This window comes from Ruminococcus flavefaciens AE3010, assembly GCF_000526795.1.
Classification (GTDB): domain Bacteria; phylum Bacillota; class Clostridia; order Oscillospirales; family Ruminococcaceae; genus Ruminococcus; species Ruminococcus flavefaciens_D.
Genome location: NZ_JAGT01000001.1, coordinates 3,074,619 through 3,094,964 on the forward strand (window position 1 = coordinate 3,074,619; position 20,346 = coordinate 3,094,964).

The window sequence follows — 20,346 nt, forward strand, 5'->3', positions numbered from 1 at the left end:
AGGCTTTTTCGATACGTGGTGAGAATATGGACAACGGACAGACAAACGGCAATAAGAACAGCAGGGCAATTATCATCGCAGTATGCTGCGTTATTGCAGTTGTGCTTGTAGGCTTCTGCTTTATTGGAGTACTGCCGTTCATGGCAGCAAGAGATCTTTTTAACAGCGCAGTAAATACTGATATATCATCTTATAACGTTACGGTGACTGCTGAGATCACCGAGGTCCTTGTTAAGACCGATCCCGACAGTGATGACGGCAACGGCGGCAAGGTAAAGATGTATACCCCTGTGTATGAATATGAGTACAACGGCAAAAAGTACAGTGTTACAGGCGGCGTAAGCTCCAGCGAAAAGAAATATGAGGTGGGTGACAGGGCAGAGGTGCAGATCTCCGCTGACCGCCCCGGCATGATGTATGATCCGCAGCTGAGCTTCAGGAATTCATTCAATAAGGTGCAGCGCGGCTTTTCCGCTATGTTTGCGGTAATGCTCATCGTACCCATTATCCTTGCCGTTGTTATTGCAGCCATAATTATCATAGCACTGCGAAAAAGCAGAGCTCAGAGCAGCTGTAACAGTGACAGCTCGGCTCAGCATGAATACAGCGATCCGAACGACGACTACAGAGGATAACGCAATATGAAAGGCAGGATATGACATGAATATATTCAGAGCACAGAACGTTTCGGGACTTGCCGAGATACGCATGAAGTATCTCCGCGAGGACTTTCCTGATATGACCACTGCACAGGCAGCCCAGATAAAAGCCAAGCTTCCGCGGTATTACTCGGATCACCTCAACTGCGACCTGTTCGCATATCTTGCCGAGGACGGCGGTAAGATGATCGGCTCGGCTTTTCTTGCAGTCAGGGAGCTTCCCCCGAATCCCAACTTCCCCAACGGACGTGTGGGCACTGTGCTGAACGTTTACACCGAGGCGAGCCACCGCCGACAGGGCATAGCTACTGCTCTCATGGAGCTTCTCATATCCGACGCAAAGGTAATGGAGCTTGACTATATAGAGCTCAAAGCCTCAGAGGACGGCTATCAGCTCTACAAGCAGATGGGATTTGAGGTGGAAAAGTCTCACTTTACACCTATGAAACTTAAAATAAGAAAATAAACGCAAAGGAGTAATAAAAATGGGAAAATGTATGATCATCGGCTGCGGCGGCGTTGCGTCCGTAGCTATCCACAAGTGCTGCCAGAACAGCGAGGTATTTGAGGGCATTATGATTGCAAGCCGCACCAAGTCAAAGTGCGACGCGCTGAAGGAAAAGCTCCAGCCCACAACAAAGACTGTTATCGAGACTGCACAGGTAAACGCTGACAACGTTGATGAGCTGGTTGCTCTTATCAACAGCTACAAGCCCGATGTTGTGCTGAACCTTGCCCTCCCTTATCAGGACCTCACTATCATGGACGCTTGTCTCGCTACAAAGACTCACTATGTTGACACAGCAAACTATGAGCCCCTTGATACTGCAAAGTTCGAGTACAAGTGGCAGTGGGCTTACCGCGAGAGATTTGAACAGGCAGGCATCACAGCTCTTCTCGGAAGCGGCTTCGACCCGGGCGTTACGGGAGTATTCTCCGCTTACGCTATGAAGCATGAGTTCGACGAGATAAACTATATCGACATTCTCGACTGCAACGGCGGCGACCACGGCTATCCCTTTGCTACAAACTTCAACCCCGAGATAAATATCCGCGAGGTTTCCGCCAAGGGAAGCTATATCGAAGACGGCAAGTGGGTAGAGACAGAGCCTATGGAGATAAAGCGAGTTTACAACTTCAAGGGCGTAGGCGAAAAGGATATGTACCTCCTCCACCACGAGGAGCTTGAATCCCTCGCTCTCAATATCAAGGGCATCAAGCGTATCCGCTTCTTCATGACATTCGGTCAGAGCTACCTCACACATCTCAAGTGTCTCGAAAACGTTGGCATGACCTCTATCGAGCCTATCATGTACGAGGGCAAGGAGATAGTACCTCTCCAGTTCCTCAAGGCTGTACTGCCCGACCCTGCTTCACTGGGTCCGAGAACAGTGGGCAAGACCAATATCGGCTGTATCTTCCGCGGAAAGAAGGACGGCAAGGACAAGAACTACTACCTCTACAATATCTGCGATCATCAGGAGTGCTACAAGGAAGTGGGCTCACAGGCTATCTCCTACACCACAGGCGTTCCTGCTATGATAGGTGCTATGATGATAATGACAGGCACATGGAAGAAGGCAGGCGTTTACAACATAGAGGAGTTCGATCCCGATCCGTTCATGGAAGCTCTCAACAAGTGGGGACTCCCATGGGAAGAGGACTTTGACCCAACACTGGTCGATTGATCTTAAATACAGTAAAAAGGCTGATGTTTATCGACGTCAGCTTAAAAAAAGGAGAATAGAATAGAAATGTCAGGTTTCAAGAACATCAAAAGGATAATGGCAGTTGCTGCTGCAACAACAATGCTTATGCTCACAGGCTGCGGAAAGAGCTTACAGACCTCGGACGTAAATGATACTCCTCCCACTACAAATTCAAACCAGTCGGGAAATACTATCATTCTTACGCTTCACCCCAACGAGGCTCCTATCACCTGCGAGAACTTTGAAAAGCTGGTAAACGAGGGCTTCTACAACGGTCTTACATTCCACCGTGTAGTTGACGAGTTCATGGCTCAGGGCGGAGACCCCAGCGGCGACGGCACAGGCGGCAGCCCTGATACTATCAAGGGAGAATTTGCTGCAAACGGCGTTGACAACCCCATTTCACATCAGCGCGGCGTAGTTTCAATGGCTCGCAGCATGGATTATGACAGTGCTTCAAGCCAGTTCTTTATCTGCTACACAGGCAATTACGCTTCCTCACTTGACGGACAGTATGCTGCATTTGCAAACGTTACCGAGGGCATGGAGGTAGTTGACGACTTCATGAAGGTAGACCGCGATCTCAACTCAATGGGCGAAATGGCAGTACCGAAAACTCCTATCAGAATGGAGAAGGTGGAGATGATCGACCCCGACGAGAACGGCTCTCCAAGAGTAAAGATCACCATGAATGACTTTATCCAGAAATGATGAAATATAACTTTGACCCAAAGAAAGTGCCGACTCCCTGCTACATAGTGGACGAGCCGGCGCTTATCCGTAATCTGGAGATACTTCGCGGCGTTTCAGAGAGAACAGGCGCGAAGATACTCCTTGCACAGAAAGCGTTTTCCTGCTATCACCTCTATCCAATGATAGGGGTGTACCTTGCGGGTACGGCTTGCAGCGGACTTTTCGAGGCAAGGCTTGGCTTTGAGGAAATGGGAAAGGAAAACCACGTTTTTTCCGCAGCTTACCGCGAAAGCGAGATAGACGAGATAATATCTTACTGCGGACATATCATCTTCAACTCATTCTCTCAGCTTGACAGGTACCGTGACCGTGTGCTTGCGGCAGGTAAGAAGATAGGACTGCGCATAAATCCCGAACATTCTACTCAGGAGGGACATGAGATATACGACCCGTGCTCCCCGAAGTCGAGACTGGGTATCACACGGAAGAGCTTTCGCGCTGACGACCTTGCAGGCGTTACGGGACTTCACTTCCATACTCTATGCGAGCAGAACTCCGACGATCTGGAGACTACCCTTGACGCAATTGAGGAAAAATTCGGGGACATACTGCCGAAAATGGAGTGGATAAACTTTGGCGGCGGTCACCATATAACCCGCGAGGACTACGATATACCGCGGCTTGAACGCTGTATACGCCATATGCAGGAGAAGTACGGGCTGGAGGTCTTTCTCGAACCGGGAGAGGCTATTGCTCTGAATGCAGGCTGGCTGGTGACAGAGGTCCTTGACCTTACGGAAAACGATATGCCCATAGCTATCCTCGATACCTCGGCTGCCTGTCATATGCCTGATGTACTGGAAATGCCCTACCGTCCGCCTCTTGTGGGCTCGGGAGAAAAGGGCGAAAAGAAGTACAGCTACCGCCTCGGCTCCCAGACCTGCCTTGCAGGTGACGTCATAGGTGAGTATTCCTTCGACGAGCCGCTCCGCATCGGGGACAGGCTGGTATTCGGCGATATGGCGATATACTCAATGGTGAAGAACAATACCTTCAACGGTATGCCCCTGCCTGAGATACTGCTCCTCAAAAAGGACGGCAGCTTCGAGACTCTGCGCAGCTTCGGCTACGACGACTTCAAGGAGAGACTGTGATGACGAATATTTACTTTGTGCGCCATGCGCTGCCTGATTATACATGCAGGGACGCAGCCCTGCGCCCCCTTACTCCCGAGGGTGAGAGGGATACTGCAGAGGTAGTCCGCACAATGAAGAACATACATCTTGACTATGCTATTTCAAGTCCATACAAGCGCAGCTACGATACCATAAAGGAGACTGCCGACGACCACGGGCTGAAGATCGATATCGATGACCGTCTTCATGAGCGTATCAGCGGCAAGGACAGCAATAACAAGGAAATGTTCCGCAGACGCTGGGCTGACCTGAGCTTCTGTGAGCCTGACGGCGAGTGCCTGCAGTCCGTAATGGACAGAAATATGGCGGCGCTGAATGATATCCTTGACAAGCACAATGGCGAGAACGTAATGGTGGGAACTCACGGAACGGCTCTGAGTACCATACTCCACTACTTCGACAACAGCTTCGGCGTTGAGGGCTTTCTGCGCATCATCAACTATATGCCATACATAATCAGGCTTGGCTTTGAGGGCAGAGAGCTGGTTGAAAAAGAGGAACTGCTCATAGTAGATAAGCCTTTTGATTGAGAACTAAGATCTTAGGACTAAGAGCTAAGTAATTACAATATAAAACGGGCTGTCGAGGACGCCAGCTCCTACATTTTGCTGTTTCGGCAGCAGCTTTTGTAGGGGACGGCGTCCTCGACGTCCCTATACAGGAGCTTTATTTACCGATTTACAGCCTTTTTTACGTGTAAAACTGCCAAATAGCGGAAGAAGATATTGTACAAATCAACAAAGCTGATTTAACTTTTTATGATTTTATTTACAACTGTTACTACCTGTGCTATAATTATGATGTATAGGTGTATATTCCGAAGCTTCGATTTCCCTGTGGAAGCTCCGAATAAACGCCGATTTGTGACAGCTCCGCTTTAGGCAGCGGAGGTCATCGTTAGAAAAGGAGTAAAAATTATGATCACAAAGTCAAGAAAGCTGGCTTTGCAGCTTTTTGCATTTGCAGTATCCATTGTTATGATGCTGGCTGCGTTTGCGGCAGTACCGCCCGTCAGCGTTCATGCGGCAGGTACAGACCTGTACGTAGGATACTCAGGCAAAAACAACAACTTCTCAACAGTACAGGCGGCTGTTGACAAGGCTGCAAGCCTCAATCCCTCATCTGAGGCAAACCGTGTGACGATACACATAGCTCCCGGTACATACCGTCAGCAGGTCATCGTCCAGACGCCCTACATTACCTTTGTAAACGACGAGCCCCAGAAGGGCGACGCTATCCTCACATGGTACTACGGCATAGGCTATAAGTACTACAGCGCCAACTCCAAGGGCTATTACGACGCAAATCTTGCCAACTCAAAGAGCGGCAAGAACGTGTCCAACTACCGCTGGGACGCTACAGTGCAGCTCTGGCCAAAGGCTACCAACTTCAAGGCTAAGAACATCGTCTTTGAGAATTCCTTCAACCGCTACCTCACACAGGAGGAGCTTGCGGACGGCGTTGAGTGTACCAACGAGACCTTAAAGGTGCAGCGTACCAACGGCGTTGACGTAAAGTCCAAGGCTTATACCGAGCGTGCGGCAGCTCTCTCCGTTGACACAGGGTATGCGGAGTTCCTCAACTGCCAGTTCCTGTCAAGTCAGGATACTCTCTACACAGGCGGCTCACCTCAGTACTACAAGAACTGCCTTATCGAGGGTCAGACAGACTATATCTTCGGCGGCAGCAACGCTGTATTCGACAGCTGCGAGCTCCGCTGGAAGGGCTACAGCAGCGGTTCAGTGGGCGGCTACATTACAGCAGCAAGAGAACAGGGAAGTCCTTATACAGGATATCTCTTCAAGGACTGTAAGGTAACTGCAAACAGCGGTCTCACAGTAACAGCAGGCTATCTGGGCAGACCATGGGGACAGACCGCAAAGGTGCTCTTTGTGAATACTACTCTCCAGAACGGAAATATGATAACAGCAGCAGGCTGGACTTCCATGAGCGGCGTACAGCCCGAGAGCGTTGACGGCTTCAAGGAGAACGGCACTAAGCTTGCAAACGGTCAGCGCGTTGACCTTTCTCAGAGAAAGGGTCATATCGTATCCGACAACGACGCTGCAAGCATCAATATCTCCAGCTATATGAACAACTGGACTCCCTCATTCCTCAACGGCGAGGGCAATACAAGCAGCGGCAATAACGACCGGCCCTCCTCAAATATTGAGGGAGCTATCAAGACCTGCGGCGGCTGGTATGAGGAAGCCTTCGTTGAGTGGGACGGCTCAAAGCTGGGCTCCAATGTCAAGGTAAGCTATGCTCCCGCAGGAAGCTCATCTTATACAGCTGTTGACTCACAGCTCATAAGAAGCACAAGAGTTGATATCCCGGGACTTAAAGGCGATACAGAGTATAACATCGTAGTCCAGGGCTCCAACGGCTCTGCAAGCTGCAATATCAAGACTATGTCCTTTGACCGCAGCGGCTATGCTCACTGGAACGCAGCAGAGGCAGTGGGAGCTTACAATAATGACGGTACGCTGAAATCGGGCGTTACAGTCATCTATGTTACAAACTCCACCAAGGATACTGTAACATGGGGCGGCAAGACAGGTCTCTACAATATCTTCAATGCAGGTCCCAGCAATGTCTGCTTCCGACTTATCGGCACTATCGACGTTCCCTCGGGAGCAAAGGCTAACGACGGTCAGCAGAACGACGGCTCCAATATGCTCTACATGAACGGCGGCAAGAACGTTACCGTAGAGGGTATCGGATATGACTGCAACCTCAATAAGTGGGGCTTTGATATGAAGCACTCCACATACTGCGAGGTAAGAAACCTCTGGCTGGGACAGTACCCCGACGACGGTATCTCAATGTCGGGCGGAAGCTCTTCCAAGTCCTACCACATATGGGTACACAACAACACTATCGAAAAGGGCTACAACGCTTATGCAGGCAACGGCATAGTTGATGACGACAAGGCAGACGGCGACGGCTCTCTCGATATCAAGTGGTCTGAAAACGTAACTGTTTCATATAACGTTATCAAGGACGCTCACAAGACCTCTCTTGTAGGCGGCGGCACAAGCCACGAGCAGGACTGGATAACCTACCACCACAACTGGTTCAACAATACCGAGTCCCGTAACCCCCGTGCAAGAGTTGCACACATCCACAGCTACAATAACTACTTCTACAACAACAAGCAGTATGCAATAGCTGCTTCACACAATTCAAAGATATTCTCAGAGAATAACTACTTTGAGAATTCAAATCTTCCTCTTGACGCTGTAAATATGGGCAGTGACCCATATTCGGGAACTATCAAGTCCTACGGTGACAAGTTCGTAAGCTGCAATATGGGCAGCGGTCTGGCTTATCAGATAGTGAACTCTCGAAACGATAAGGCTTACATCAACAATCTGAAGAGCGGCGGCGACGGCTACGACAATTTTGATACCGATTCCTCCAAGATATACAGCAGCTATAAGGTTCAGTCCGCAGACGCTGCAAAGGCAGAGGTAATGGCTTATGCAGGCAGAATGCAGAACAAGGCATACAACGCAGGAACAGTTACCGACGGCAGCGGTACAGTCGTTATCGACGAGCCTGCATTAAAGAGCAAGCTTATCTCCAAGTTTGAGGTCAAGGACGCAAGCTACGGTGCACAGTGGTCTATCGCTGAGACATTCTCAGTTGGCGACAAGGCATTCGGTGACCGTGAACACGTCATCGCTTCCGTACCAAGCAGCATAAGCGGCGGCGAGCAGATAATCACAGCCTGCAACTCCAAGAATACAGACTCTGACCTTGCAGTTCTCACAGCTGCAAAGGATATCACGGTATTTGTCTGCATGGACGAGAGAGTAACATCTATACCCTCATGGCTGGGCAGCTTCAACAAGAACGGCGAGATAGTCGAGGTCAACGACAGCGAAGCTGTAAGGCCTTTCGATGTATACGCCAAGGAGATAAAGGCAGGGGAGACTCTTACCCTCGGTACAAACGGCATGAGCGGTGCATGTATGAACTACATCGCATTCGTCAAGGAGACTCCCGTGGTTACAACAACTACAACGACCACTACAACTACAACTACCACCACCACAACGACTACAACTACCGTAACAGAGACTACGACTACCACAACTCAGCCTCCTGCACAGGGAAAGGCAGGCGACGCAAACTGCGACGGTAATGTTGATATGTCGGATATAGTTCTGATAATGCAGTCGCTGGCAAATCCCAACAAATACGGACTTGAAGGCACAGATGCAAATCATCTTACAGAGCAGGGCTCCGCAAACGGCGATGTTGAGGGCAGAAACGGAATCACCTCCAATGACGCCCTTGCGATACAGCGCTATCTGCTCCACCTTATAACAACACTTCCGATAGACTAAATAATAAAGCCCGAGTTTAAAACTCGGGCTTTTAGCTTCTCGGAAAAGTGGCTTCCCCCATGAAATGGATTCCAAAGGGACTGTTTTACAAGAGGGGACGCCTTGCAAGTGAAGGCGTCCCTTTAATAAATTATGCTTTATATTACACAAAAAGGGCTATGCATTTGCATAGCCCTTAAAATTTTACTGATTATTCAGCGTCCTCAACAGGAGCTTCTTCAGCGTCGTCCTCTGCATTCTCAAGGAGAGCACGCATAGAGATGCTGATTCTCTTTGACTCTTCGTCGATATCAATGATCTTAACATCAACTACGTCGCCTACGTTAAGAACGTCCTTGACATTTTCGACCTTCTGGTCAGCGATCTGTGAGATGTGGATAAGACCGTCAACGCCGTCGATGATCTGAGCGAATGCGCCGAAGCTTGTGATAGAAACGATAGTAGCCTTAACTACGTCGCCTACCTGATACTGTGACTTGAAGATCTCCCAAGGATTGTCCTCAGCCTTCTTGAAGCCGAGAGAGATCCTGTTTGCCTCTCTGTCGAGGTCCTTGATGTATACTTCAAGAGTATCGCCAACGTTTACAACTTCACTTGGGTGCTTGATCCTCTTCCATGAGAGCTCTGAGATATGAACCATGCCGTCGATGCCGCCGAGATCAACGAATGCACCGAAGCTTGTGAGTGACTTGACCTTACCTGTGTATGTCTTGCCTACCTCAGCTGTCTCCCAGAACTTAGCCTTAGCTTCTTCCTTCTTAGCGTTCTGAACAGCCTTGATAGAACCAACAGCTCTCTTTCTGCCGCCCTCGGAAACCTCGATAACGATGAACTCTACCTTCTTCTTGAGGAGCTGGTCGAGCTCTGCGCCTCTTGGGAGACCTGTGAGTGAAGCAGGGATAAATACTCTTACGCCAAGAACTGTAAGTGTAACGCCCTTATTTACTACGCTCTGAACAACGCCCTCGAGAACTGTGCCTTCCTGCTGAGCCTTTACGATCTTCTCGTAACCTGCCTGCTCGTCCACCTTTCTCTTTGAGAGAGTAGCTGTACCCTCTGCGTCGTTTACCTTAATTACAACAAGATCGATCTCGTCGCCAACGCTGACGATGTCAGAAGGCTTCTTTGAAGGATCGTCTGTAAGATCATCAAGAGCTACATAGCCTGTATGCTTTGTACCGAGGTCAACGATTACCTCTGTATTGTTTACGGCCATAACAATGCCTTTAACTTTCTCTCCTGTATGTATTTTTTTGAATGATTCATCGATCATCTGTGCGAAGTCGATATCCTCATTCTGATTAGCTGCAAGAATTTCATTTTCTGCCATTTTGGTTTGTACCTCCTTGATTATATAGGCGGGGGTCGAAGCGCCTGCGGTGATGCCGATCTTCTCGGCATTTGGAAGCTTTAAGGTCCGAAGCTCGTCCGAATTTTCGATATGATACGTTTTACAATAGCGGCTGCAGACCTCATAAAGCTTGACAGTATTTGAACTGTGTCTGCCGCCGACCACAAGCATTATGTCAGAGTTTTTTGCAAGCTCGGCTGCGTCTGACTGACGCGTATCTGTAGCATTGCATATGGTATCATATATGACGATGTCGGGATCGTCCTTCGGGATCACGTTTAAACACTCACCCCATACTACTATATTATACGTCGTTTGCGCCACAATTGCAAGCTTTTTTCGCAAATTTTTATAATTTTTTTCAAAAAAGGCTTTTAGCTCAAAGTTGTCCTTAAAAACGAGGTAATTTTCGTCACAATGACCAACTATACCCTGCACTTCGGGGTGGTTACGGTCTCCTGCGATAAGGATAAAGTATCCCTCGGCAGTTTTTTCTGCTACTATTTTATGGATACGGGACACGAAAGGACATGTGGCGTCCAGCATACGGTTGCCCTTTGCCTTTATCTGCTCGTATATCTCCCTGCCTACGCCGTGGGAGCGGATAACTACGGTCTCGTCGGGCTTCAGCTCGTCAACGGAATCGATTATCCTTGCGCCCTTTGCCTGCATGTCGTTTACCACGTCCTGATTGTGGATAATAGGACCCAGCGTTGCCACATTAGTGTTCTTTTCAAGCTCGCCGTAGACCATTTTCACGGCTCTGTCAACGCCGAAGCAGAAGCCTGCGGACTTTGCCACAGTGACCTTATTCATCAGAAGCTTCCTCCTTTTTCTCGTCGTCGGCAGCTGTCTGCTCGCCCTCAACGAGGAACTTTATATCAGCCATATAGCGGTTCTTGAGCTTTACAAGCTGACGTGGATTGGGAGCATCGCATATCTCGCAGTACTCCGCAGGGTCAATGGGATTGCCGTATTTTACGGTGAGAGGAGTGCGGAATTTCAGCTTTTCTCCGTAGCATATGCCAACGGGGATAATGGGCTTGCCCGAGCGTGCTGAGATAAGAGCAGCACCCGTGTGTCCCTTTTTGCCCACCTTGCCGTCCTTGGAGCGTGTACCCTCGGGGAATATCATAAGGCTCCTGCCGTTATTGAGCCTTTCAACGGCAGTATCTATAACTCCCGTATCGCCCTTGCCGCGGGCAACGGGGAAAGCTCCGAGAGAGCGAATGAGCCACGCAAAGAGCTTGTTCTGAAAGAGCTCCTCCTTAGCCATAAAGGCGAATTTGCCTCTTGCTCCCGTGCCGAGCAGGGGAGGGTCTGCGTAGGAGCGATGATTGCAGGCGTATATGACAGTTGTATCCTTTGGGATATTGTCCCTGCCCTCATAGCGCAGCTTGTACATTATGCGGAAGTATAAACGGACCAGAAACTTAACTATGTAATACATATTGTTTCACCTCTGTAATTGCTTTGCCATTCTGTAACGGCTGCCCTCTTCGGCAGAAACGTTGTAGCCCAGTCTTGAGTAAAGCCTGTAGGCTTTTTCGTTGGATTTTTCAACGTGAAGCACTGAAAGCTTTGCAGAAATGGCAGTGCCGTGTTTTTCGGCAAGCTCTATTAGCCTTGTGCCTACGCCACAGCCGCGGTATTCTTCGGACACCGACAGGTCATCGAGATAGACATGGTCGGGGTAGGCTTCAACGGAAATATAGCCGATAACTCTGCCATAAACCACAGCGGTATAGATAATATCGTTGCTGCCCGAAAAGAACTTGTCGAGATAGCCTGCCTCGTAGCCCTCTGCTTCGTCACTGCTGTTCACGCTTTGCAGCATTGCCGTGAAAAGCTCTTCAATGGCAGGTATATTATCGCGGTCAGCTTGTCTGTAGGATATGTCCATTATCCTATCTTATCCTTGATGACCTTTACGATAGCAGCTGCGGACTCCTCTAAGTTCAGCTTTGTTGTGTCCACAAGGACTGCGTCCTCAGCCTGTTTCAGCGGAGCTGTCTCGCGGTGCATATCCTGATAGTCGCGCTTGATGATATCGTCGAGTATCTCCTGATATGTGGGGCAGTTGGGCTTTTCAGCCAGCTCCTTGTAGCGGCGGTTTGCTCTCTCCTCAGCGGAAGCTGTCAGGAATATCTTCACGTCTGCGTTGGGGAGCACAACTGTGCCGATATCGCGTCCGTCCATGAGGACGTTATTCTCACGGGCTATTTTCTGCTGAGTCTCGAAGAGATATGCTCTTACGGCAGGAATAGCCGAAGTGCGTGAAGCCGCCATTGATATCTCGGGAGTTCTTATAAGGTCGGAAACGTCTCTGTCGCCAAGGAAAACGCGCTGAGCGCCGTCGATGAACCTGAGCTGAACATCGGCGTCGGGGAGCGAAGCTTCGATATCCCCGTCTGCGATGTTGTTCTCTGTGATATAGAGAGCGATAGTGCGGTAGAGAGCTCCTGTGTCAACATAGATGTAGCCAAGCTCCTTGGACACCATTTTTGCGATAGTGCTCTTGCCTGCACCTGCAGGTCCGTCTATCGCGATATTTACTGTTTTCATAGATATAACTCCTTTATAATAGGTATAGTCCTTATTTTACAGTCTTTGCCATGTAGTCCTCGAAGTTTTCGCTGCTGCCCGAGGTAGTTGAGATATAGGCGTAATATGCAAGTATATACGATGCGTCAACAGCGTTTATGTAGCCGTTTTTATCCGCGTCTGCCGCTAAGGTCTGGCGCTCGTCAGTGAATGTAGTGGCTTTGCCGCTGGACACGGAAGCGTACTCCGTGAGAACTGCGGAGGCGTCAACGGCGTTTACGTATTGGTCATTGTTAAGGTCGCCAAGCTTGTAGGGCGGATCATCGATTACGGTTATACCGCCTGTGTCGAGACCGTTTGTGAATATGTACTTCGTCAGGGCGTCGCCCTTGGCGTCGTAGGCGAAGTTCGTGAACAGGGGCTGTATCTTGCCGTACTTTGAAGTACCTACGCTGACGTCAAAAATGTCGCCTGCCTTGCAGTCTGAGGGGAGAGTGAAGCTCAGCTCCCACATGACGCCGTCGGCGCCAAGGTCAGCACTGCCTGCCGTGGTGAGCACCATGAAGTCCTTGGTGTCGCCCATAGCCTGACCTGTTGAAAGCTTTTCTATCGCCTTTCCGGGAAGGGCTTCTCCTGCTGTCATGCGGCTGTCGTAGTAGACATATATGACCGTGTCGCTGTACAGACCGTTTGCGCCGTCAACTATAAGGGACACAGACTGCTGCTTGTTCCTTGCCTCGGTCTGGCAGACCTCGGTGTTTGTGATATGAAAAACAGGCTGTCCCTGAACCGCAGGCTTATATGTAGTAGTCGTAGTTGTGGCAGTCGATGTGGTGGTAGTAGTCTTTGCGGTGGTCGTTGCCGCCTTAGTCGCTGAAGTGGTCTTTGGGGCAGTCGTTGTCTTTGTTGTGGTCACAGAAGTCTTTGCAGCCGTGGTGGCAGCTGCCGCCTTTGTGGTAGTCACAGCAGGGGCGCCGACTCTGTTCTCTTTATAAATAGTATACCCGCTTACAGCAGCCTTGTTTTCTGCCATTGTTCCCGTGGGAGCAGGAAGTGCTCCTGCGGTGAGAGCTGCGGCAGCTGCCGCGGATATAAGCCTTTTAAGCTTCATAGATACCTCCAAAAGTATATGGTTTGTATTGCTGAGGTCATTCGTCCATTCTGCGAAGTCTCCACTCGTCGTACTGCATTTTCGACATGAGCACCTTTCGGGGCTTTGCACCCTCGCTCTGTCCGATAACGCCCCGCTCTTCAAGCTCGTCCATGATGCGTGCAGCCCTTGCGTAGCCCAGCTTCAGCTTTCTCTGGAGCATTGAGGTGGAGAGCTGTCCTGCGTCCACTGCCACCTTGATAGCAGCCTCCACAATATCCTCGTCGCTTCCGCCGCCCGCTGCAGCTCCGCTGTCAGCAGCTCCCGAGCCGCCCTGGGACTGTGGGGAGTAGCCTTCGACAGCACCGGTGATACTTGGATCGTAGGATACCTCAGCCTGAGCCTTGATGTAGCGGACTGTCTCTGCGATATCGTCATTTGACGAGAAGCAGCCCTGCACACGGACAGGCTTTCCTGCGCCTATGGGCATATACAGCATATCGCCGTTTCCGAGGAGCTTGTCGGCTCCTGCCATATCGATGATAGTACGGGAGTCGACCTGCGACTTTACCGAGAGAGCGATACGGCTTGGGATATTGGCCTTGATAAGACCTGTGATAACGTCTGTAGTAGGACGCTGTGTAGCGACTACAAGGTGCATGCCTGCGGCACGTCCCATTTGTGCCAGACGGCAGATGAAGTCCTCCACTTCCTTTCCCGCAACAAGCATCATATCTGCAAGCTCGTCGATGAAGATGACTACCTGGGGCATTTTTGCAAGGTCGCCGTCTACCTCAGCCAGCTCGTTGTAGGACTTCAAGTCGTTGGCGCCTGCCTCTGCGAAGATGTTGTAGCGGCGCATCATTTCGTTGACCGCCCAGCACAGAGCGCCTGCGGCACGTTTACAGTCTGTAACGATAGGTATGAGCAGGTGGGGGATATTCTCGAATATTTTGAATTCAACTATCTTGGGGTCGATGAGTATGAGCTTTACCTCGTCGGGAGTTGCATTGTATAGGATACTCATTATAATAGAACGGGTGCAGACGGATTTACCCGAACCCGTTGTACCTGCGATGATAACGTGGGGCATTTTTGCGATATCGCCGAGAATGATATTTCCCGTGATGTCCTTGCCCACGGCAAATGTGAGCTTGCTCTTTGAATCCCTGAACTCGGGTGAGGAGATTATCTCGCGGAGAGTTACCATGTCCTTGGTGGTGTTGGGTATCTCGATACCAACAGCCGCCTTTCCGGGGACGGGAGCTTCTATACGGACGCCCTGAGCTGCAAGGCTGAGAGCGATATCGTCTTCAAGTCCCTTTATCTTTGAGACCTTGATACCGGGGCCCGGCTGTATCTCGTAACGTGTGATAGACGGTCCGCGGAAGATGTCCTTTATCTTGACCTCAACGCCGAAGCTCTTGAGGGTGTTCTTGATGACCTCAGCCTTTTCGCGCATTTCCTCAACGGCTTCCGCACGGTTTGAGCGGACCTCGGGACGTGTAAGGATATCGATAGGCGGGAGTATGTAAACGGGCTTTTCCTCCTCGGGCTCTTCCTCCTCAATGAACTCCTCCTCGTCGGGAGCAGGCTTCTTGTCGGCTGCCTTGCTGATAAGCTGTTCAAGTCCCTCGTCAGGCGCAGCCTTTTCCTCCTCGGGAGCTTCCTCGGGTACGACCTGCGGAGCCTTTACCTTCTTCAAAGGCGGAAGAGTAGGTGCAGGAGCAGCTGCGGGCTCTGTTATATCCACGTCTATGGAGCTGCCGTCGTCCTCGGGCTCAGCGCTGTCGTGAACGATGAGGTGGTCGGTAGGCAGGGGGATATCAAGGAAAAAGTCGTCGGGGAGCGCCTCCACAGCCTTTTTGTTCTGAGCCTTTTTCTCGGAGGGCTTCTGAGATGACTTCCGTGAATTTGCAATGTTTATGGCTTCAAGGTCAGCGTCAAAGTCGCGCTTTTCCTTGTCGTCGTCGTTGTCGTCGTCCTCAAAGGCGTCCACGAAATCGCCGCCTATGAACATATTCTGTATGCCGTTGAAGCATTTGCCGATGAATACAAAGGGAGTTGCAAGGAGCTTGAGGAAGTCCACAAGTCCCCGCCCCGAAAGGAGCATACCGAATACAAAGAACAGCACCAGTGATATGAGCCTTGCGCCAAGCTTGCCGAAGAATTTCAGCAGAGGACCTGCAAACAGCAGACTTGCCACGCCGCCGCTTTTCAGCTTTGCGCCGTCCTCATAGAGGTACTTGAAGTGACCGCCCATAGTGCCGCCGGGGATACGTCCTACAACAAATATCTGGAATGCGGCGCTGGCAAGGAATATCATGGCGATGCACCACACGTTCCTGCCGCTGAGGTCTTTCTTGGTCTGCTCCGTGCCAAGCTTCACGGCTGTGTATATGAGTATGACGGGTATGAGAAACGCCGCTATACCGAATGTTCCAAGTAAAAGATTGTGCAGAGCCAACCAGCCCTTTGTGCCCTTGACAAGCACCATGAGCGCTGTAAGTACTCCCAGTGCGAAAAGGAGTATTGACCACAGCTGGTTGTTTTCATTCTGGGGAGCCGTCTTGGTATTGCTCTTGACAGGCTCTCTTTTGGGAGCTTCTGCCTTTTTCTTTGGAGCTCCCTTTGTGGTTTTCTTTGCTTCTGCCATATTTGCCTCCGTTTTGTTCTGTATGTATCTGCGCCGATATATCGGCACAGCGCGGCTCAGTCCGCGTATCTTTTCTCTGTATTTTCGATCATATCGTAAAGACAGTCCATTGCGTCGCCGAGACTTCCGAGACTGTCGATTAGTCCAAGCTCTACTGCCTTTTCTCCCTCAACAACGCTTCCCACGTCGAGGACCAGCTCCTCAGTGTTCATCAGCAGGGTGCGGAAGTTCTCCTCCGTGATATTGCTGTTTTTCGTGACGAACCTCACTATCCTGTCCTGCATCTTGTCGAAATAAGAGAGAGTCTGGGGCACTCCGAGAACGGTGCCGTTCATGCGGACTGGGTGGATAGTCATGGAAGCCGTGGGGACTATGAACGAGCGCTTTGCGCTGACGGCAAGTGGGACTCCTATGGAGTGTCCGCCGCCCACGACCAGCGATACGGTGGGAGTTTTCATGCCCGAGATAAGCTCTGCGAGGGCAAGTCCCGCCTCCACGTCGCCGCCTACGGTGTTGAGGATGATGAGAAGTCCCTCCACGCTCCTGTCCTGCTCGATAGCCACGAGAGCGGGGATAATATGCTCATATTTAGTGGTCTTGTTCTGCTCTGCCAGGACATAGTGTCCCTCTATCTGTCCGATGACGGAGAGACAGTGGATAAGGTGCTTGGAGTTTTTTGAGACTGTCCGACCGTTTTCACGGGCGAGCTCGGCTTCCTCAAGCAGCTCCTCGGCAGGAGAATCGGCATTTTTGTTTTTGTCTGTCAATGCATACACCTCCGAAGCTATTTTGTGCAGGCTTCATGAGCGTATACATTATTATTATATACTTTTGCTTTTTAAAAGTCAAGCGGTTTGTAGGGGCGGATATTATCCGCCCGAGCTGTTATCCATTAGCTTGTAGGGGACGGTTACTCCCTACAGTGTAGGGAGATGTCCGAAGGACAGAGGGTCGCGGCTTCTGTTGGAAGTCCTCGACGTCCCGCGCCTTACAATGCAATTATGCTGAAACAATGTGTAGGGGCTGCCTTTGGCAGCCTGCGCCTTACATTGATATTAACATGAACCCACTGTAGGGGCGGGCGTCCTCGACCGTCCTGCAAATGAATTGGAACCTGAACGGGGAGATGTAGGCATCGCCCCCCCTGCACATTGTTCTGACATATATAACGGGTACGGGACACACGGGCGCCGAAACGGCGCCCCTACAACAGCTAATGGCTAAAGGCTAACGGCTAAAGGCTGACTTATTGTGAAAAATGTAGTTTTTGGCTTGACAAATCCGCGGTTTTATTGTATATTTAAGTTGTATAGGTGCGGAGCGATACCGCATCTGAAAAATATTTAATACGAGAGGGGTATTAAAAATGATAATCAAAAAATTAACGGCAGCAGTTTCTGCACTGGCAATGTCTGTGGGTATGCTTTCATACGCTCCCAAGGCAGGTCAGCAGGACGCTGTGTCAACCGCAAACGCAGCTTCAAAATACAACTATGGCGAAGCTCTCCAGAAGTCAATGTTCTTCTATGAAGTACAGCAGTCAGGCAAGCTCCCTGAGTGGAACATGGTACCGTGGCGTGCAGACTCAATGGTGGACGAGGACGGCAAAGAGACAGATGCTGTTCCCGGCGGCTGGTTCGACGCAGGCGACCACTTCAAGTTCTGCCTTACCAATGCTTATTCAGCTTCTATGCTGGGCTGGGGCTACATCGAGTATCAGGACGCTGTTAAAAATGCAGGTCTTGACGAGCTCTACCGTCAGAACCTCCAGTGGGGACTTGACTACGTTATGGGCTGCGACAAGGGCGGCGGAAGCGTAGTAGGAACTATCGGCGACTTCACAGGCGGCTCTACCGACCATAACATCTGGTGCAGCGCTGAGGTATATCTCCGCAAGCATCATCTCAACAACGGCGACTGGGAGCGTCCTTATGATGTTATCAAGAATGCTTCCGTAGCAGGTCTTGCATCAGCAGCACTTGCAGAGGGCTATATCATATTCAAGGACAGCGATCCTGACAAGGCTGCCCAGTATCTCAAGCACGCAAAGGATCTCTTTGAGGGAGCTGACAAGATCAGAGCCTGCAAGGACATCGGCGGCATGAGCGGAATGTACAAGACAGAATCATGGATAGATGACTGTATGTTCGCAGCTCTGTGGCTCTACAAGGCTACAGGCGACAAGACTTATCTTGACAAGGTCGAAAAGGACTATATCCCCAACTTCCCACTTGAGGAGCAGTCTACTGCAAGAAAGTATACATGGGGTCTCTGCTGGGACGATACTTCACAGGGCGCTGCGTTCCTCTATGCTCAGATAACACAGGATCAGGAGTGGATCGACCACTGCGCTCGCCATATCAAATACTGGATGGGCGAGGACGAGAAGAAGCTCCAGTCCATAACACCTAAGGGACTTTCATGGCTGTTCCAGTGGGGCTGCCTCCGTCATGCAACAACAACTGCGTTCCTCGCAAAGCTAGGCTCTGATACTATATTCAAGGGCTCTGCAAACGAGAGCAAGTTCGACACATGGGGCGACTCACAGATGAACTACTGCTTCGGCGACAACGAAATGGGACTCAGCTATGTTCTCGGTATGGGCGAGAAGAGCCCTACAGCTATCCACCACAGAACAACTTCCGGTGTTCACGATGACCACTGGAATGATCTTGGTCAGAAGTCAGGCGGCGACGAGGGCTGGCAGACTGAGTATGCTCATACTCTTTACGGCGCACTTATCGGCGGTCCTGACAGCAAGGGAAACTACGGCGACTACAAGGTAGCTGACTACCAGTACACAGAGGTAGCTATCGACTACAATGCAGGCTACACAGCTTGTCTCTGCGCTATGATAGACGATTACGGCGGAACTCCTCTTGCAGACTTCCCGCCTGCTGAGATGCCCAAGTGGGCTGAGTGGGAGGTAGCAGCTGTTGTAAACGGTACAGCAGGTACTACTTATACCGAGATAAAGGCATGGGCTATGAACCACACAGCTTGGCCTGCAAGAGTTGCAAAGGACGTTGAGTACAGATACTTCTTCGATGTATCAGAAGTGATCGAGAACGGTCTCTCTGTAGACGATATCAAGGTAGAGGGCAAGTCACAGCAGTACGAGAGCGGACAGGGACACGCAACTGTTTCGGGTCCTTACAAGTACGAGGGTGATCCTACAGGCAATACATACTATGCAAGCATCAAGTTCGACGACGGCAGAGCTATCCAGCCTACAGGTCAGAGCGAGCACAGAGACGAGGTACAGTTCAGGATCTCTATCCCCGACGCAGTAGACGGCAAGTCCACAGCAGGTGCATGGGATACTTCAAACGACTGGTCATATCTCGGCGGACTCGATAAGGCAACAGACCTGAAGAAGTCAAATTCGCTCAATGAGCATATGCCTATGTATGTTGACGGCGAGATCGCATGGGGCGAGGAGCCTGACGGCACTAAGTTCGTAGCCAAGCCCTGCACAAAAAGTGCGAGTAGTGAGCCAAGTACAGGAACGACCACAACAACACCTCCAAAGCCCACAACAACCACTACAACAACAGCCACAACCACAACAAGCAGTTCAACAAGCAGCGCAACAACTTCTGCAACAAACACGACATCTCCTCAGCCGACTTCCGCTACAACTACAGTAACTAAGCCTGTAGGCGGCGACAAGGTCACAAAGTGGGGCGACGCTAACTGCGATAACGGCGTGGATATGTCTGATATAGTTCTTATCATGCAGTCACTGGCAAATCCCAACAAGTTCGGTCTTAACGGTTCTGACAGCCACCACCTCACCGAGATCGGTGCAGCAAACGGAGACGTTTACGAGAACGGCTCGGGCATCACTTCTTCCGACGCTCAGTCCATACAGAAATATCTCCTCAAGGCTATCACCGAGCTCCCCGAGAGCTACAAGAAGTAAGCTTATTTTTAGCTGAAAAACGGATTTTCAGAAAACGATTAACAAATTCATAATTAAGAAATAAGAGGGACTTGCTTCCCTCTTTTTTCTTTTACCTTTTTGGCATTGTACACAAAATTTTCACAATCCCATTAGGGAAATAAACGAAATTCCAGAAAACTATTTACT

At 50.3% G+C, this 20,346-nt stretch carries 15 protein-coding genes; 8 read left to right on the plus strand and 7 right to left on the minus strand.

Annotated elements, in window-relative coordinates; all coding sequences use genetic code 11:
- Positions 1 to 26: 26 nt before the first annotated feature.
- The 7 genes from N774_RS0113590 to N774_RS19515 all read left to right on the plus strand — a co-directional run bounded on the left by N774_RS0113590 (position 27) and on the right by N774_RS19515 (position 8,612).
- Entirely contained in the window at positions 27 to 635 is a 609-nt protein-coding gene (locus tag N774_RS0113590) for a DUF3592 domain-containing protein (RefSeq protein ID WP_024861764.1), read from the plus strand.
- A gap of 25 nt (positions 636 to 660) precedes the next feature.
- Positions 661 to 1,125 carry a GNAT family N-acetyltransferase gene (locus tag N774_RS0113595; RefSeq protein WP_024861765.1) on the plus strand — a complete coding sequence of 155 codons (465 nt, stop codon included), beginning with the start codon at positions 661 to 663 and terminating at the stop codon, positions 1,123 to 1,125.
- 19 nt (positions 1,126 to 1,144) lie between these two features.
- Positions 1,145 to 2,347 carry a saccharopine dehydrogenase family protein gene (locus N774_RS0113600; protein WP_024861766.1) on the plus strand — a complete coding sequence of 401 codons (1,203 nt, stop codon included), beginning with the start codon at positions 1,145 to 1,147 and terminating at the stop codon, positions 2,345 to 2,347.
- Positions 2,348 to 2,413: 66 nt separating this feature from the next.
- On the plus strand, positions 2,414 to 3,079 hold the full coding sequence (locus N774_RS0113605; RefSeq protein ID WP_024861767.1) for a peptidylprolyl isomerase: 666 nt from the start codon (positions 2,414 to 2,416) through the stop codon (positions 3,077 to 3,079).
- Positions 3,079 to 4,215: a carboxynorspermidine decarboxylase gene (gene nspC, locus N774_RS0113610; protein WP_024861768.1), complete on the plus strand. Its 1,137-nt coding sequence runs from the start codon at positions 3,079 to 3,081 to the stop codon at positions 4,213 to 4,215. Before N774_RS0113605 ends, nspC begins: the two co-directional genes overlap by 1 nt.
- Positions 4,215 to 4,787 carry a histidine phosphatase family protein gene (locus tag N774_RS0113615; RefSeq protein WP_024861769.1) on the plus strand — a complete coding sequence of 191 codons (573 nt, stop codon included), beginning with the start codon at positions 4,215 to 4,217 and terminating at the stop codon, positions 4,785 to 4,787. Before nspC ends, N774_RS0113615 begins: the two co-directional genes overlap by 1 nt.
- Before the next feature lie 387 nt (positions 4,788 to 5,174).
- On the plus strand, positions 5,175 to 8,612 hold the full coding sequence (locus N774_RS19515; RefSeq protein WP_024861770.1) for a pectinesterase family protein: 3,438 nt from the start codon (positions 5,175 to 5,177) through the stop codon (positions 8,610 to 8,612).
- A gap of 190 nt (positions 8,613 to 8,802) precedes the next feature.
- Here the strand turns inward: N774_RS19515 and N774_RS0113625 are convergent, their stop codons facing one another.
- Genes N774_RS0113625 through N774_RS0113655 form a run of 7 tightly spaced genes read right to left on the minus strand, consistent with a single transcriptional unit; the run spans position 8,803 to position 17,020 of the window.
- On the minus strand, positions 8,803 to 10,779 hold the full coding sequence (locus N774_RS0113625) for a bifunctional 4-hydroxy-3-methylbut-2-enyl diphosphate reductase/30S ribosomal protein S1 (RefSeq protein ID WP_024861771.1): 1,977 nt from the start codon (positions 10,777 to 10,779) through the stop codon (positions 8,803 to 8,805).
- Positions 10,772 to 11,413, minus strand: a complete 642-nt coding sequence (locus N774_RS0113630) for a lysophospholipid acyltransferase family protein (RefSeq protein ID WP_024861772.1) — start codon at positions 11,411 to 11,413, stop codon at positions 10,772 to 10,774. The genes N774_RS0113625 and N774_RS0113630 overlap by 8 nt, the downstream gene beginning before the upstream one ends.
- A gap of 6 nt (positions 11,414 to 11,419) precedes the next feature.
- On the minus strand, positions 11,420 to 11,866 hold the full coding sequence (locus tag N774_RS0113635; RefSeq protein ID WP_024861773.1) for a GNAT family N-acetyltransferase: 447 nt from the start codon (positions 11,864 to 11,866) through the stop codon (positions 11,420 to 11,422).
- Positions 11,866 to 12,528 carry a (d)CMP kinase gene (gene cmk / locus N774_RS0113640; protein WP_024861774.1) on the minus strand — a complete coding sequence of 221 codons (663 nt, stop codon included), beginning with the start codon at positions 12,526 to 12,528 and terminating at the stop codon, positions 11,866 to 11,868. The genes N774_RS0113635 and cmk overlap by 1 nt, the downstream gene beginning before the upstream one ends.
- Positions 12,529 to 12,559: 31 nt before the next feature.
- Positions 12,560 to 13,618: a dockerin type I domain-containing protein gene (locus N774_RS18410; protein WP_024861775.1), complete on the minus strand. Its 1,059-nt coding sequence runs from the start codon at positions 13,616 to 13,618 to the stop codon at positions 12,560 to 12,562.
- A 37-nt stretch (positions 13,619 to 13,655) separates the two neighbouring features.
- Positions 13,656 to 16,253, minus strand: a complete 2,598-nt coding sequence (locus tag N774_RS0113650; protein ID WP_024861776.1) for an FtsK/SpoIIIE family DNA translocase — start codon at positions 16,251 to 16,253, stop codon at positions 13,656 to 13,658.
- 56 nt (positions 16,254 to 16,309) lie between these two features.
- Positions 16,310 to 17,020: a ClpP family protease gene (locus N774_RS0113655; RefSeq protein WP_024861777.1), complete on the minus strand. Its 711-nt coding sequence runs from the start codon at positions 17,018 to 17,020 to the stop codon at positions 16,310 to 16,312.
- Positions 17,021 to 17,619: 599 nt separating this feature from the next.
- Between N774_RS0113655 and N774_RS0113660 the strand changes: the two genes are divergently transcribed.
- Complete coding sequence (locus N774_RS0113660) at positions 17,620 to 20,178, plus strand: glycoside hydrolase family 9 protein (RefSeq protein WP_024861778.1); 2,559 nt, start codon at positions 17,620 to 17,622, stop codon at positions 20,176 to 20,178.
- Positions 20,179 to 20,346 lie beyond the last annotated feature (168 nt).

What these genes read in the sequence shown, in the direction of transcription:
- N774_RS0113590 (WP_024861764.1), top strand. Translation starts at nt 27, where the DNA reads ATGGACAACGGACAGACAAACGGCAATAAGAACAGCAGGGCAATTATC.
- N774_RS0113595 (WP_024861765.1), top strand. Translation starts at nt 661, where the DNA reads ATGAATATATTCAGAGCACAGAACGTTTCGGGACTTGCCGAGATACGC.
- N774_RS0113600 (WP_024861766.1), top strand. Translation starts at nt 1,145, where the DNA reads ATGGGAAAATGTATGATCATCGGCTGCGGCGGCGTTGCGTCCGTAGCT.
- N774_RS0113605 (WP_024861767.1), top strand. Translation starts at nt 2,414, where the DNA reads ATGTCAGGTTTCAAGAACATCAAAAGGATAATGGCAGTTGCTGCTGCA.
- nspC (WP_024861768.1), top strand. Translation starts at nt 3,079, where the DNA reads ATGAAATATAACTTTGACCCAAAGAAAGTGCCGACTCCCTGCTACATA.
- N774_RS0113615 (WP_024861769.1), top strand. Translation starts at nt 4,215, where the DNA reads ATGACGAATATTTACTTTGTGCGCCATGCGCTGCCTGATTATACATGC.
- N774_RS19515 (WP_024861770.1), top strand. Translation starts at nt 5,175, where the DNA reads ATGATCACAAAGTCAAGAAAGCTGGCTTTGCAGCTTTTTGCATTTGCA.
- N774_RS0113625 (WP_024861771.1), bottom strand. Translation starts at nt 10,779, where the DNA reads ATGAATAAGGTCACTGTGGCAAAGTCCGCAGGCTTCTGCTTCGGCGTT.
- N774_RS0113630 (WP_024861772.1), bottom strand. Translation starts at nt 11,413, where the DNA reads ATGTATTACATAGTTAAGTTTCTGGTCCGTTTATACTTCCGCATAATG.
- N774_RS0113635 (WP_024861773.1), bottom strand. Translation starts at nt 11,866, where the DNA reads ATGGACATATCCTACAGACAAGCTGACCGCGATAATATACCTGCCATT.
- cmk (WP_024861774.1), bottom strand. Translation starts at nt 12,528, where the DNA reads ATGAAAACAGTAAATATCGCGATAGACGGACCTGCAGGTGCAGGCAAG.
- N774_RS18410 (WP_024861775.1), bottom strand. Translation starts at nt 13,618, where the DNA reads ATGAAGCTTAAAAGGCTTATATCCGCGGCAGCTGCCGCAGCTCTCACC.
- N774_RS0113650 (WP_024861776.1), bottom strand. Translation starts at nt 16,253, where the DNA reads ATGGCAGAAGCAAAGAAAACCACAAAGGGAGCTCCAAAGAAAAAGGCA.
- N774_RS0113660 (WP_024861778.1), top strand. Translation starts at nt 17,620, where the DNA reads ATGATAATCAAAAAATTAACGGCAGCAGTTTCTGCACTGGCAATGTCT.